General features: G+C 57.0%; 13 protein-coding genes. 10 read left to right on the forward strand and 3 right to left on the reverse strand.

Annotated elements, in window-relative coordinates; all coding sequences use genetic code 11:
• Nucleotides 1-3 precede the first annotated feature (3 nt).
• Entirely contained in the window at nucleotides 4-498 is a 495-nt protein-coding gene (locus tag P8A24_RS04335) for a SixA phosphatase family protein (protein ID WP_278060094.1), read from the forward strand.
• 65 nt (nucleotides 499-563) lie between these two features.
• On the opposite strand, the gene glgC is transcribed toward P8A24_RS04335, so the two are convergent.
• Nucleotides 564-1,808: a glucose-1-phosphate adenylyltransferase gene (glgC, locus tag P8A24_RS04340; RefSeq protein WP_278060096.1), complete on the reverse strand. Its 1,245-nt coding sequence runs from the start codon at nucleotides 1,806-1,808 to the stop codon at nucleotides 564-566.
• A gap of 97 nt (nucleotides 1,809-1,905) precedes the next feature.
• Between glgC and glgA the strand changes: the two genes are divergently transcribed.
• The 5 genes from glgA to P8A24_RS04365 all read left to right on the forward strand — a co-directional run bounded on the left by glgA (nucleotide 1,906) and on the right by P8A24_RS04365 (nucleotide 6,402).
• On the forward strand, nucleotides 1,906-3,132 hold the full coding sequence (glgA, locus tag P8A24_RS04345) for a glycogen synthase (protein WP_278060098.1): 1,227 nt from the start codon (nucleotides 1,906-1,908) through the stop codon (nucleotides 3,130-3,132).
• Nucleotides 3,133-3,161: 29 nt separating this feature from the next.
• A complete protein-coding gene (locus P8A24_RS04350) occupies nucleotides 3,162-3,944 on the forward strand; it encodes an ABC transporter ATP-binding protein (RefSeq protein ID WP_278060100.1) in 783 nt (260 codons plus the stop codon).
• Nucleotides 3,945-3,951: 7 nt separating this feature from the next.
• Entirely contained in the window at nucleotides 3,952-4,377 is a 426-nt protein-coding gene (locus P8A24_RS04355; RefSeq protein WP_278060102.1) for an NfeD family protein, read from the forward strand.
• Between the two features lie 21 nt (nucleotides 4,378-4,398).
• Nucleotides 4,399-5,493, forward strand: a complete 1,095-nt coding sequence (locus P8A24_RS04360) for an SPFH domain-containing protein (RefSeq protein WP_278060104.1) — start codon at nucleotides 4,399-4,401, stop codon at nucleotides 5,491-5,493.
• A gap of 72 nt (nucleotides 5,494-5,565) precedes the next feature.
• Nucleotides 5,566-6,402, forward strand: coding sequence for a TrmH family RNA methyltransferase (locus P8A24_RS04365; RefSeq protein ID WP_278060107.1), 837 nt, complete (start codon nucleotides 5,566-5,568; stop codon nucleotides 6,400-6,402).
• Nucleotides 6,403-6,405: 3 nt separating this feature from the next.
• Here the strand turns inward: P8A24_RS04365 and P8A24_RS04370 are convergent, their stop codons facing one another.
• Both P8A24_RS04370 and P8A24_RS04375 read right to left on the reverse strand, forming a co-directional pair.
• Nucleotides 6,406-6,723: a helix-turn-helix transcriptional regulator gene (locus P8A24_RS04370; RefSeq protein ID WP_278060109.1), complete on the reverse strand. Its 318-nt coding sequence runs from the start codon at nucleotides 6,721-6,723 to the stop codon at nucleotides 6,406-6,408.
• 99 nt (nucleotides 6,724-6,822) lie between these two features.
• The gene (locus P8A24_RS04375; protein WP_278060112.1) at nucleotides 6,823-7,302 is read right to left on the reverse strand and encodes a tRNA (cytidine(34)-2'-O)-methyltransferase; all 480 of its coding nucleotides are present in this window, start codon (nucleotides 7,300-7,302) and stop codon (nucleotides 6,823-6,825) included.
• A 140-nt stretch (nucleotides 7,303-7,442) separates the two neighbouring features.
• Here P8A24_RS04375 and P8A24_RS04380 point away from each other — a divergent pair, with 140 nt between their 5' ends.
• From P8A24_RS04380 to P8A24_RS04395, 4 genes are read left to right on the forward strand one after another with little or no spacing between them, the layout of a single operon-like run.
• Nucleotides 7,443-8,081, forward strand: coding sequence for a hypothetical protein (locus P8A24_RS04380; RefSeq protein WP_278060114.1), 639 nt, complete (start codon nucleotides 7,443-7,445; stop codon nucleotides 8,079-8,081).
• Nucleotides 8,078-9,625, forward strand: a complete 1,548-nt coding sequence (locus P8A24_RS04385) for a DNA polymerase Y family protein (RefSeq protein WP_278060115.1) — start codon at nucleotides 8,078-8,080, stop codon at nucleotides 9,623-9,625. Before P8A24_RS04380 ends, P8A24_RS04385 begins: the two co-directional genes overlap by 4 nt.
• Nucleotides 9,622-12,819 carry an error-prone DNA polymerase gene (locus P8A24_RS04390; protein WP_278060117.1) on the forward strand — a complete coding sequence of 1,066 codons (3,198 nt, stop codon included), beginning with the start codon at nucleotides 9,622-9,624 and terminating at the stop codon, nucleotides 12,817-12,819. The genes P8A24_RS04385 and P8A24_RS04390 overlap by 4 nt, the downstream gene beginning before the upstream one ends.
• Before the next feature lie 40 nt (nucleotides 12,820-12,859).
• The gene (locus P8A24_RS04395) at nucleotides 12,860-13,318 is read left to right on the forward strand and encodes a hypothetical protein (protein WP_278060120.1); all 459 of its coding nucleotides are present in this window, start codon (nucleotides 12,860-12,862) and stop codon (nucleotides 13,316-13,318) included.
• Nucleotides 13,319-13,436: the final 118 nt, after the last annotated feature.

The following is a 13,436-nucleotide window of genomic DNA, read 5'->3' on the forward strand; positions in this document are numbered from 1 at the left end:
GCTATGAGAACGCTGTATATTATGCGCCATGCGCAGGCTGGCCACGGAAGTCCGGATAAGGTGCGAGATCTGACCGAACTTGGGCGGAGCCAGGCCGCCGACGCCGGTGCGCGTTTTGCGCTGGCCGGGCCTGTAGATTTGGCGATCGTTTCGGGTGCTGTTCGTACGCGGCAAACTTTTGAAGGGATCGTTTCAGCAGGCGGAGTTTTCGGCGACGTTCATTTTGACGATGATCTCTACACAGCCGGGCAGTACGGCGCTCTGGAACTGCTGCAAGAGGTAGTGCCGTCCGTGTCGTCCGTGCTCCTGCTCGGGCACGAGCCGACCGTTTCTGGCCTAACCGCTTTGCTCTCCAACGGAGCGACGCCGCTGGGACGCGAGGCGGGGCGCGGATTCTGGCCGTCTCAGGTTGCAGTGCTCGAATTCGGATCGACGTGGGCAGGGCTCGATATGCGTGGTGTGCAGGTCAATGACCTGTGGAAGCCCAGGAAATATTGATGTCAGTGGTGCGATGTCGTGGTGGGAGGGAGAAAAATCCTCCCTCCCACCACGACATTGAGTGATCACCGGGTGACGTGCGCACCCTTGGGAACGACAACTACGCCCGAATCAGACACCACAAAGCCACGAGCGCGATCATATTCGTGATCCAGTCCGATTGAGACTCCCTCATCGATCACAACATTCTTATCGAGAATGACCCTGTTGAGAGTGGCGTTACGTCCGATATTCGCGTTTGCGAAAATCACTGAATCGCGCACTTCTGCCCACGAGTTCACTCGAACGTACGGCGAAAGTACGGAGCCGTGCACTTCGCCTCCAGAGATGATCACACCCGGGGAGATGATCGAATCGATCGCGTGCCCCATACGCTCATAATGGCCGTAGACGAACTTTGCCGGAGGCAGGCCAGTGTAACCGGTCAGAAGCGGCCACTGCCTGTTGTAGAGATTGAACACGGGGTTGACTGCAACGAGATCCATGTTTGCCTCGTAGAAAGAATCGATAGTGCCAACGTCGCGCCAATAGTTGCGATCACGTTCGGAGGTTCCGGGAACCTCGTTGAACGTGAAGTCGTACACTCCGCAGTCATTGTTGTTGACGAACATGGGGACAATATTGCCGCCCATATCGTGCGCGGAGGAATCATCTTGGGCGTCGGCGTGCATCGCCTCGATGAGAGCAGAAGTGGTCATCACGTAGTTCCCCATCGAGGCAAGGATTTCGCCGGGGGAATCTGGCAGACCGTCGCAGTGGGCAGGCTTCTCGAGGAACTGTGCGACCTTGTGCGGATTGTTTGGATCGGTTTCGATCACGCCAAAGCTTTTCGACATCTCTTTGGGTTGACGGATGCCGGCAACCGTCAAGCCCACGCCCGATTCGATGTGCTGGCGCACCATTTGCTCGAAATCGAAGCGGTAGATATTGTCTGCTCCCGTGATGAGGACATACTCGGGGTGTTCGTCCTCAAGCGTGTTGAGCGACTGGTAGATGGCGTCAGCGCTTCCGAGGTACCACTGCTTACCGCGGCGCTGCTGGGCTGGTACTGGCGCAATATAGTTTCCGAGCAGGTTCGACATGCGCCACGTCTGTGAGATATGACGGTCGAGCGAGTGCGATTTATATTGGGTCAGAACGACCGTTCGCAGGTAGCCCGAGTTGACAATATTCGACAAGGCAAAATCGATAAGCCGGTAGATACCGCCGAAAGGAACAGCTGGCTTTGCGCGATCACGGGTGAGGGGCATGAGCCTTTTGCCTTCCCCTCCAGCCAGCACCATTGCAAGCACAGAAGGTGTATTTCTCATGGTTCTTACTTTAGCGACAATTTGACCGAGCCGTGTAGAAAACTCGCATGGTGAACCTTCTACCTCGTTAGACTGGAGACATCAACGAAGGAGTGTCATGAGAGTCGATCTGTTTTCTCGCGAGTTTCCGCCACACGTGTACGGGGGAGCGGGTGTGCACGTGACGGAACTTTCACGGGTTCTGGCGTTGCATGCGGATGTACATGTTCACGCGTTCGACGGCCCCCGTCCGACGTCAGTGCCGGGGGTGACTGTGCACGGTTACGACGCCGTGGCGGAACTTTCGCAGGCAAACAGCGCAATCGGTTCCCTCGGCGTCGATCTTGAAATGGTTGCAGGCGCCGAGGGTGCGGATATCGTACACTCTCACACCTGGTATGCGAACATGGCAGGCCATCTGGCCAAGTTGCTCTACGGCGTGCCTCACGTAATCTCTGCACACTCGTTGGAACCGTTGCGGCCATGGAAGCGCGAACAGCTCGGAGGTGGTTATCAGGTTTCGAGTTGGATGGAGCGAACTGCCTACGAGAGTGCGGATGCGATCATCGCCGTCTCGAACGCGATGAAGGAGGATATCCTGCGCGTCTATCCGGCGGTTCGTGAAGAAAGCGTGCACGTGATCCACAACGGCATTGATCTTGATGCCTGGAAGGCGCCTCAAACGCAGGAGGAATGGGTGGCCGCGCGGGAACGATTCCGTGCGACAGGCCTGGACCCTGAGCGGCCCACGATCGTGTTCGTTGGCAGGATCACCCGACAAAAGGGTGTGCCGTACCTCCTGCGCGCACTCAAGTATGTGGATCTTGGTGTGCAGGTGCTCCTTCTCGCTGGAGCGCCCGATACGCCTGAGATCGCGAAGGAAACGCGCTCTCTCGTCGAAGAGCTTCAACGCGAACGCGAAGGAGTGGTGTGGATCGACGAACACCTTCCGCATACGGATATTGTCGCCCTCGAATCTTGCTCGACCACCTTCGTCACGCCGTCGATCTACGAACCGCTGGGAATCGTGAATCTCGAGGCAATGGGTGTGGGCCTGCCCGTCGTCGGCACCAATACCGGGGGGATCCCCGACTGTATCGTCCACGGCGAAACCGGCCTCCTCGTCGATATCGAGCAATTGGACGATGGAACTGGCACTCCACTCGATCCGCCTGCGTTCGAACGCGCCCTCGGTGAAGCACTCCAAGCAATGGTCACTGACCCGCAACGAGCTGCGCAGATGGGAGCCGCGGGCCGGAGTCGGGTAGAAGAACACTTCGCATGGCACGCCATCGGCGAACAGACCATGAAACTATATACCGACGTCGTAGCTTCGCATTCCTGAAAGGTTCCACAATCGGCTACTCTTGAGCCATGGGTGATGTATGCGAAGTTGCAAACGTATCGGTCGTGCGCTCGGGCGCAGAAATTCTCAGCAACGTTAGCTGGGGGCTCAACGAGGGCGAACGTTGGGTTGTTCTCGGCCCGAACGGCGCGGGAAAAACCACGCTAATTCAGCTTTTGGCGGGGCGTCTTTTCCCAACGAGTGGCTCAGTGTCTGTAATCGGTGAGGATCTCGCCGAGGTTTCTGCCGAGGAAATCCAGCCACTGATCGGGCTTGCCTCAGCGGCGCTTGACGCCAAGATCCCCGCAACTGAGAAAGTCCTCGACGTCGTGCGTACCGCTGCGTGGGGGAAAACCGTCAGTTGGCGCGAATCATACGAAACGGAAGATACGGATCGAGCCGCGTCGCTGCTTTCACTCCTCGGAGTTGGCGAGCTTGCCGATCGAGAGTACCGGACGCTTTCTTCAGGAGAGCGCAAGCGCGTTGCTACGGCGAGAGCGCTCATGCCCAACCCCGAGATCCTCATTCTCGACGAGCCAGCAGCCGGACTCGATTTGGCAGGCCGAGAGCACCTCATGTCGAGCCTGTCTTCGCTCGCGTCCGAAAACGGAGCACCCGTGATGGTTCTCGTTACTCACCATGTCGAAGAGATCCCTGCAGGCTTCACCCATGCTCTGCTCCTCAAAGAGGGGAAGGTAGCGGCCAGTGGCCCCATCTCGTCGACTTTGACTGAACAGAACCTGTCTAACGTCTTCGGTCTGCCCATTCAGCTACACACAAGTGGCGGACGCTTTACCGCAACCGCACGATAGGAATAACATGTCACCGATTATCTGGGCACTCATCGCAGTGGTTCTCGTGATCATCGAGGCCCTCGTCGTCGATTTCACGTTCCTGATGATCGCCGCTGGCGCGCTCGCTGGCGTCGTCACAGCTCTCGCAACGGACGCACTCGCGCCACAAATCGTGGTGGCGGCAATCGTTGCAGTATTGGGTCTCATCTTCGTTCGGCCATACTTTAGGAACTATTTTTCGAAAGACAAGCAGCTCGAGTCGAACGTCTACGCACTTGAAGGAAAAAACGCCAACACGCTCACTCGCGTCACTTCAGACGCCGGTCAAGTCAAGATCAATGGCGAAGTCTGGAGCGCTCGAGCGCTCGACGGCGAGATTCCTGTGAATACGCAAGTCCGAGTCGTGTCGGTGCACGGAGCGACGCTCATCGTGTCACCGGCGTCGGCGTAATTAATTGAGAGAGGGTACCTCATGCCTCCCATCGCAAATATTGGAACTATCCTGCTCATCGCGATCGTCGTGTTGGCGATTGTCGTGGTGTTCAAGGCCGTCATCCAGGTTCATCAAGGCCACACCGTGATTGTGGAACGCCTGGGCAAGTTCCACACTGTTCTGACCCCAGGTCTTCATTTCCTTGTGCCGTTCATCGATTCGGTGCGCCAGCGTATCGACATGCGCGAGCAGGTGGTCTCGTTCCCGCCGCAGTCGGTAATTACCTCTGACAACATCGTGGTCTCCATCGACACAGTCATCTACTACCAGGTGACCCAGCCGCAGTGGGCCACTTACGAGATCGCGAACCCGCTCCAGGCGATCGAGCAGCTCGCAGTCACCACGCTGCGTAACATCATCGGCTCGATGGATATGGAGCAGGCTCTGACCGGGCGAGACCAGATCAACGGGCAACTGCGTGGCGTCCTCGACGAGGCGACCGGCCGATGGGGAATCCGCGTGTCCCGCGTGGAGCTCAAGGCGATCGACCCGCCGGCAACCGTCCAGTCTGCGATGGAGCAGCAGATGAAGGCAGAACGAGACCGCCGCGCCGCGATCCTCACCGCTGAGGGTGTCAAGCAGTCCGAGATTCTCACCGCTGAGGGCGAAAAGCAGTCTGCGATTTTGCGAGCCGAGGGCCAAGCGCAAGCGACGATCCTCAAGGCACAAGGCGAATCGCGCGCTATTTTGCAGGTCTTCGACGCTATCCACCGCGGCAACGCCGATCCGAAGCTACTCTCGTACGAGTACCTGAAGATGTTGCCGCAGATCGCGAACTCGTCGTCGTCGAAGTTGTGGATCGTTCCCACAGAGCTGACGGCTGCTCTCGATTCGGTATCGAAGGGCTTCGCGGGCTTCGGCGAGGCAGGCGCCAGCGCAGATCTTCGCGACGGCGAAGGGCTCTCGGACACGCTCGGTGCCACGGCGCTCCAGGATATCGACGAGGCGCTCGCCGATGCCCGTTCACAGGCGTCGAAGGCGTCGAACGAGGCGGAGGCATCTGGAACAGCGTCCGGTTCCCCGTTCGATCCAGACGCTGCACTCGGGCAGGCTCCGAACGACCCTAACGCCTAAACACGCGTAAAATATCGGGGGCGCACATTTTGCGCCCCCGATATTTTTGTGGCCACCACTGAGGAGAACACCGTGTTCGTACCGATCGACTCGCTCGACGATCCGCGTCTGGAAGACTACACCCGCCTCACCGACGTCGCCCTTCGGCGCAAACTCGAAACCGAACGCGGGCTGTACATGGCAGAGGGCGACAAAGTGATGACGCGTGCCGTAGCCGGCGGCCACACGCCGCGTTCTTTTCTCACTGCGCCGAAGTTCCTTCCCGTGATTGAGCCAGTCATCGCACAAGCGACGGGCTTCGATGACGGTGGTGAGGTTCCTGTGTTTGTTGCGAGTGACGTGCTTATGGAGGAACTGACGGGATTCCACGTGCACCGGGGTGCCCTGGCGGCCTTTAACCGTCCCGAGCTGCCTTCCGTCGAAAAGGTACTGGAGGGAGCGCACAGGATTCTGGTCTTGGAAAACCTCGTGAATCACACCAACGTGGGGGCCGTGTTCCGCAGCGCTGCGGCGCTGAACATCGATGCCGTGCTTGCCACGCCCACGTGCTCAGACCCGCTCTATCGGCGCGCCGTTCGCGTTTCGATGGGGACCGTTTTTCAAGTTCCATGGACACGCATTGAAGACTGGCCACGCTCGATTTCACAGCTGAAAGACACCGGCTGGATTACGGCGTCGCTTGCGCTTCGTGACGACGCTCTTGCGATCGACGAATTCTCAGCCCTCGAATCGGTCCGTGATCCGGAATCCAAAGTTGCGCTGATTTTGGGGACCGAAGGTGACGGTCTGTCGTCGCGCACGATCGCGAGCGCAGACTATTCGGTGATTATTCCGATGGCGCATGGCGTGGACTCGTTGAACGTTGCAGCTGCCGGCGCGCTGGCCGCATGGGAACTCCGACGCCGGTAAGGCTCAGTTGTACTTTCGGTACTCGGTGGGGCCGAAGGTTTCTTCTGCCTCGTTATAGGCGACTTCGGCGTCGCCAATGAGATCTTGCACATCGCAACCAAGCACGCGGGTGAGGCGAATGAGCGTAGTGAGCCGAGGATTAGCGGGCTTATTGCTCTTGTGATCGGAACGCGCGTATTCGAGATCTTGGTAGGTGCGGCGGTCCAGGCCCGCTTGTAGAGCAACTTCTTCTTGGGTGAGACCCAGTTCCTTACGACGGCGGGCGATCGTTTTTGCCAGAGTTGATGCAAGGATACGGTCAGATTCAGGTACATCGGTCACCCGGCCATTGTGAACGCCGCTTCACGAGGTGAGTGCGGGGTATACCCCGCACTCACCTAAATCACATTTTCGCAGGTCAGAGTGGGGATGCGAAGGGTTTTAATTCCCAAAGAGTGCAGAGCCTTGGTAACCGAGCTGTCGCCACGCTTCATAGACTGCGATCGAAGCAGAGTTTGCGAGGTTGAGCGACCTTCGCCCCTCGAGCATCGGGATTCGCAGGAGAGACGTAATGCGTGCGTCGTCGAGGACTGACTGGGGGAGACCCGTTGGCTCTGAACCAAACAGGAGTACGTCGTCGTCGCGATAACTGACAGACGCGAAGTTGTTGTCGGTGTGCGAAGTGAAAGCGAAGATACGTGCTTCGTCGCCGAAATATTGTTTTGTTTCCTCCCAGTTTGGGTGGATGACGACATCGGCGAGGTCGTGGTAATCGAGCCCTGCCCGCTTGAGGTGCGTGTCCGAAAAATCGAATGCGAGGGGCTCCACGAGATGGAGGCGTGCGCCGGTACAGGCGGCAAGTCGGATAGCGTTTCCCGTGTTTCCTGGGATCTTTGGTTCGTGAAAAATGAAATGTAGCACGTGAAATAATGTATCTCACGTGGGTATTTTTCTTCGAATTTTCGCCGATCTGTGTGGCGGGCGGAAAAATGATCTCGATTTTTTGTCATACCCCTCCATAAGATAGTTATCGAACAAGTGTTCGAGAGAAGGGAGAGGGAATGAATGCCAAGCTCGCTGCTGCGCGTGCGGCCCTTGCGGTTGCTGAAGATCGTCTCGGCATCAGTAGCGCACGCACAGATGGGTATGCCGTTCCTCGTTATCTCTCAGCGGTGTTTCCCCGTGGGGTTGTGAAGGGCCAAGCATATGTGGCATCTGGTTCGCCGATGTTGCCCTACTTGTTGGCCGGTGCCGCGGCGCAAGCGGGTGCGTGGGTAGCGATGGTCGGAATTGGTAACGTGAGTTGGTCTGCTACGGATGCGTGCGGCATCGAGCGCGAGCGCTTGGCGTACATCCCACACGTGGATTCTTTTGGTCCACAGGTGATCAGTGCTCTTGTGGATTCTTTTGATGTGCTCCTCGTGGGAGAAGTAGGCATGAGTAGCCGCCAAGCGCGGAGCTTGGAACGGCGTGTGCGTTCCAGAGGGAAAGTCGTGATTGCTCCCAGATGGCCAGAGGGCGAAAACGTCTCGATGCATCTTGCTTCTGTGGAGGGTTTACGTGATGGACGCGGGCATATTTCGTCGATGGACTACGATATTTCTTCGCAATTTGGGCATGTGCGCGTTTCCTATGCTCGCGGGGTGTGGGCCGAAAAGCCGAATTTTGGGTATTCACCGCTTGAGGTGGTACGGGCATGAGGATGGGTGCAGTATGGATTCCTGATTGGCCTGTTGTGAGTGCCGGAATGCACCTCGGCGAAAAAGCGGGAACGCCTTTGGCCGTTACTGAGGGCGGGAAAGTAGTAGCAGCGAATCCTCAAGCGCGAGCCCTCGGTGTCCGCGATGCGATGACATCGCGGCAAGTACGTATGCGCGGTGTGAGGTCAATTCCACGTTCTCGCGAGCGCGAAGCCATTGATTTTGAGTTGGTGGTTGAAGCCGTCCATCGGCTGGTTGCCAATTGCCTTGTGATCTCAAGCGGAGATCTCGTTTTTGTGGCGCGTGGGCCTGTGAAGAGTGCTGGGAATGAGGAACGTTTGGCAGAAGCGTTGATCGGGGTGATCGCGGAAGAAACAGGCACGGAGGCCCACATTGGCTTTGGTGAAGGCGCGCTCTGTGCGGTGGTCGCAGCGAGGGAAGATGCGGCGCCGCAGTGCGCAGACGAGTTCCTGGCCGATAAACCGGTGGGAGTTTTACGGCTATTAGCAGCCAGCGGCCGGATCGAGCGCGAATGTTCTGATTATCTGAGCGCTCTGGAAGGTCTCGGAGTGAGAACTCTCGGGCAACTAAAAACGATGGATAAAACAGCGGTGATTTCACGTTTCGGAGGGGTCGCCCAATGGGCCTACCGGCTGGTTGAGGGGGAAGATTCTTTCTCTGTGAAGAGTCAGAGTTCCGAGAAACATGTGAGTGTCCTACAAACGTTCGATACTCCGATTGCGAATATCGAGCAGGCGGCGTTCATCGCGCGGCACATGGCACACGAACTCAGCGAAAAGCTCAGTTACCACGGAAAATCTGCACGTGGATTGCTGGTGAATGCGCGTTCCGAGCAGGGCGGCGAACGGGCTCGAGCGTGGTATATCGAGGCGCCCACAGAACGTGACATCGTCGACCGTGTTCGGTGGCAACTGGCTAGCTGGATTGGCGACGGCGAACACGCTCCGCGCTCCGCACTCGTGTCTGTCGCTATTAGCGCCACCTCTCTGTTCCCTCTGGGGATTGATCAAGGGAAGTTGTGGGGCGGGAGCGCTACACAAGGGCGCAGTATCTCGCAGGCAGTCGCCCGCGTCCAGAGTCTTCTGGGGGAGATGAGCGTGCTTGTTCCTGAATTCATTGGCGGAAGGTATCCGCAAGAGGCTTACCAGTTGCGTGGGTGGTCAGAGCCAGCGTCTAGTGTGCGCACAGGGACATGGCCAGGAGCGTTGCCACATCCGTGGCCAACAAGCGTCGAAAATGCTCCTCTTTCTGCAACGCTTATCGACGGCGAAGGCCACCCCTGTAGCGTTGGTCAGATCGGCGAATTCATCTGTGACGAAGGGTGCGTTTTACCAGCACCCGCGGTCTATCAAAGAGGAAAAACGGAAAGCAAGATCCTGCATTTTGCAGGCCCGTGGCTACAAGACACCAGTTGGTGGGCAAAGCGTGAACTCTACGCATGGTGTCAGCTCGAAACAGGTAATGGAGCAGTTCTCGTTTTGCGTCATGGTGGGCGCTGGTGGCAAGTAGGGAGGTACTGGTGAAATACGCGGAGCTTCATACACATTCGAGCTATTCGTTCCTCGACGGGGCATCTGCTCCGGCGGAACTCGTTGAGCGGGCTGCACAACTTGGTTTATCGGCGATTGCGTTGACCGATCATGATGGGTTCCCGGGAGTCGTTCAATTCACTCATGCCGCTCGGGAGTATGGGGTGTCAACTGTGATCGGCACGGAAGTAACCTTTTCACAAAACGCGGCAACGCTTTCCCCTCGACGGTCAGGAGCGATCGATCCCGAAGGTGAGCATCTTGTCGTGCTCGTGCGCGATGCTGATGGATACCATTCGCTGTCACGGGTACTGTCTGAGGGAATGCTCGCAGGAGGTACGAAAGGTCAATCGTTGATCGGCATCGGTGATATTGCGAATGCTAGCGCTGGGCAGTGGCAGATTTTGACAGGGTGTCGAAAAGGGCGCGTGAGATCCGCGCTCGATTCCGCACGTGGAATCTGGGCAATGGAAGAAGCTACGCGAGCTGTGAGCGAGCTGGTTGGAATGTTTGGGCGGGAAAACGTGGCGGTGGAGCTCATCTCAGGTTTTGCCCCGCTCGATCGTGATCGGAATGAGGCCCTTGTGGCGATCGCCGAACGAGAAAATGTGCGTATTGTGGCCACGAATAATGTTCACAGCGCGCGCTCTACTGGGCTTTCTGATGCTCTCGTGGCGATACGTGCGAACCGGTCGCTTGAATCAGCTGCGCCTTTCCTCCCTTCCTGGAAGAGTGTGCTGATGGGAGATTCTCAGATGCGAATTATCCATCGAGATCACGAAAGCAGCGTCGATATGGCAGGGGAGATTGGGGCCGAGTGTGCTTTCGACTTCGCCTTAGTCGCCCCTGATCTTCCTCCCTTTCCTGTGCCTGCCGGAGAAAGCGAAGCTTCGTGGTTACGCAAGCTCGTTGAAGAAAAAGCCACGCGCCGGTACGGCACGCGCGCTCAGAATCCTTCAGCATGGAAAGTGATCGATCATGAGATGCAGGTGATCGAGCAATGCCATTTCCCCGGGTACTTCTTGATCGTTCACGAAATCGTTCAGTTCTGTGAGGAGAACGGTATCTGGTGCCAAGGCCGAGGTTCAGCAGCGAACTCTGCGATTTGCTACGCGTTGGGGATTACCGCTGTCGACGCCGTGCGTCACCACATGCTTTTTGAACGGTTCCTCTCACCTGGGCGTTCCGGCCCTCCTGATATTGATCTCGATATCGAGGCGAAGCGACGCGAAGAAGTCATTCAGCATGTATACGCGAGATACGGTCGTGAATGCAGTGCTCAGGTAGCGAATGTGATCACTTATCGCCCAAAGTCGGCGATTCGCGATGCTGCTCGAGCCCTTGGATATGAGGTCGGTGCTGCGGATCGCTGGGCAAAGATGCGCGGGCGCAGTGGAGAAGTCCGAGGGATAGAACATGAGATACCCAAAGATGTTGTTGCTCTTGCGCAGCAACTTGAGCGGCTCCCGCGTCACCTCGGAATCCATTCGGGAGGGATGGTGCTCTGTGATCGTCCGGTGATCGAAGTGTGTCCGGTGGGGTGGGCAACCAAACCTGGCCGAACAGTTCTCCAATGGGATAAAGACGATTGTGCTGACGCCGGATTGGTGAAGTTTGACCTCCTCGGCCTGGGGATGCTGACGGCCTTGCGACTAGCGTTCACTCCGCTCAGGGAGAGTGGGGTGACTGGCACAGATGGCCGGCCGATCAATCTTCACAATCTTCCGCAAGATGATCAGCGAGTGTATGACTTGTTATGTGCTGCCGATACCGTGGGTGTGTTTCAGGTGGAATCGCGTGCACAGATGGCAACTTTGCCGCGTCTACAACCGCGCACATTCTACGATCTGGTGATCGAGGTTGCGCTAATCCGTCCCGGGCCGATTCAAGGGAATTCAGTGAACCCGTATATCAACCGGCGTCGAGGGAGAGAGCCTGTCACGTATGAACATCCGCTCCTCAAAAATGCTCTCGAGAAAACACTCGGTGTGCCGCTCTTCCAGGAGCAATTGATGCAGATTGCCATCGATGTGGCAGGTTTTACTCCTGGTCAAGCCGATCAGCTCCGAAAAGCGATGGGCTCCAAGAGAAGCCATGAACGTATGCTGCGCCTTCGGTCCCAACTCATGGACGGAATGGCAAAGAACGGAATATCTCGCGTAACGAGCGAGCGCATCTACGAAAAATTGGAGGCATTCGCTGATTTCGGATTTCCCGAGTCACACTCTTTTTCTTTCGCTTACCTGGTCTATGCGAGTGCATGGTTGAAAGTGCACCATCCGGAAGGCTTTTATGCTGGCATACTGGCAGCTCAACCAATGGGCTTCTATTCTGTTCAGACGCTCATCGCGGATGCCCGCCGTCATGGCGTGAGTGTGCTCGAGCCTGACGTAAATTTTTCTGCCGCACATTCTCAGGTGGAAAAATGTGAGCGGCGCGTCGTCGCTCAGCACGCCCTTGTCGATGCTTCGCCGGTGCTTGGCGTGCGCCTCGGACTGACGAATGTGACAGGACTAGGGAAGGCAATTGAACGCATCATCAGTGCTCGACTCTCGGGAAAATTCGAATCGATTTCTGATCTTGCTTTGAGAGCTGAGCTCACAGAACGAGAGCTCATGCTTCTTGCGCAGGCAGGGGCCCTCAAAAGCCTCGGAATCAGTCGTAGAGAAGGAATATGGGCGGCAGGCGCAACAGCGTTTCAGGCCGTACGCCATGGAAACGAGGTTCAGCCAACGATTCCGGGCCTCGAGTTCGGCGCCCGTGCACCAAAACTTCCGCGTATGAGCAGGATTGAGGAGCTTCGTGCTGATGTGAAGAGCCTTGGAGCCTCCGTTCACCATCATCCTGTCGAGTTCGTTCGTGCATTGCTCGCGCCAGAAGTTCTGAGGATTAGCGACGTTGCGGGAGTGGACAACGGTACACGGATCAAAGTTGCGGGGATGATCACGCATCGTCAACGTCCCCATACAGCTTCTGGAATCACGTTTGTCAACCTCGAAGACGAAACAGGGCTACTCAACGTCCTGTGCTCGGCTGGCATGTGGAGACACTTTTCTCGTGAATGGAACGAATCGGCTGTTGTCGTGCGCGGCGTGGTTGAGAAAGCTGACGGTGTTGTGACTCTCGTGGCGGACGGGGTGGAGAAATGCGCAGTGAGCGTATCACTGCCTTCACGAGACTTCCGCTAACGATAAACTGGAACACGGATCGAGTGAAGGAGAACCAGCAATGGCAAAGTCGAAATACGGAAGCCTCATCAAATTCGCCACAGTGGCGGGCCCAGTAGCAATCGAACTGATTCGCAAGTACGGACCCGCATTGAAGAAGATCGCCCAAGAAAATCCTGAGCTTTTGGATCGTGTGAAAGCCACCGTCGGAAAGCTACGCCAGTCGAAAGGTGAAGCCACCCTCGCCGGGCTTGAAGAACGCATCGGCGTGCTTCGCGATCAAATCACCTATCTGTACGCATCTGCAGATAATCCAGGTGAGGCTCGCCGAGCCAAAGCCTGGCGCGGTGAGGTCGAAGTGATCGAACGTGCTTTGCCGATCCTCCAGGCGATGGCGGGTAAGCAGCGCAAAGCCGAAGCTGCCAAACTCTCCAAACGTCTCGATACTTTGTCCGCACAAATCCTTGATGCATCGATCGAAGAGCAGATCGAGGATGCGGAGATCGTCGAGGAATCGTGAAGGCGCGCTCGTTGCGCACAATAGCTGGCGACTGACTCACGTAAAAGTGGCGAGTTTTCACTGCGAAAACTCGCCACTTTTACGTGAGTGGAACACCGGCGCTAAGTACCTTCGATGC

This window comes from Arcanobacterium wilhelmae, assembly GCF_029632765.1.
GTDB lineage: Bacteria > Actinomycetota > Actinomycetes > Actinomycetales > Actinomycetaceae > Arcanobacterium > Arcanobacterium wilhelmae.

Excerpts from the sequence above, each read along its gene's own strand:
- glgC (WP_278060096.1), bottom strand. The coding sequence starts at position 1,808 with ATGAGAAATACACCTTCTGTGCTTGCAATGGTGCTGGCTGGAGGGGAA.
- P8A24_RS04380 (WP_278060114.1), top strand. The coding sequence starts at position 7,443 with ATGAATGCCAAGCTCGCTGCTGCGCGTGCGGCCCTTGCGGTTGCTGAA.
- P8A24_RS04360 (WP_278060104.1), top strand. The coding sequence starts at position 4,399 with ATGCCTCCCATCGCAAATATTGGAACTATCCTGCTCATCGCGATCGTC.
- P8A24_RS04335 (WP_278060094.1), top strand. The coding sequence starts at position 4 with ATGAGAACGCTGTATATTATGCGCCATGCGCAGGCTGGCCACGGAAGT.
- P8A24_RS04355 (WP_278060102.1), top strand. The coding sequence starts at position 3,952 with ATGTCACCGATTATCTGGGCACTCATCGCAGTGGTTCTCGTGATCATC.
- P8A24_RS04385 (WP_278060115.1), top strand. The coding sequence starts at position 8,078 with ATGAGGATGGGTGCAGTATGGATTCCTGATTGGCCTGTTGTGAGTGCC.
- glgA (WP_278060098.1), top strand. The coding sequence starts at position 1,906 with ATGAGAGTCGATCTGTTTTCTCGCGAGTTTCCGCCACACGTGTACGGG.
- P8A24_RS04395 (WP_278060120.1), top strand. The coding sequence starts at position 12,860 with ATGGCAAAGTCGAAATACGGAAGCCTCATCAAATTCGCCACAGTGGCG.
- P8A24_RS04350 (WP_278060100.1), top strand. The coding sequence starts at position 3,162 with ATGGGTGATGTATGCGAAGTTGCAAACGTATCGGTCGTGCGCTCGGGC.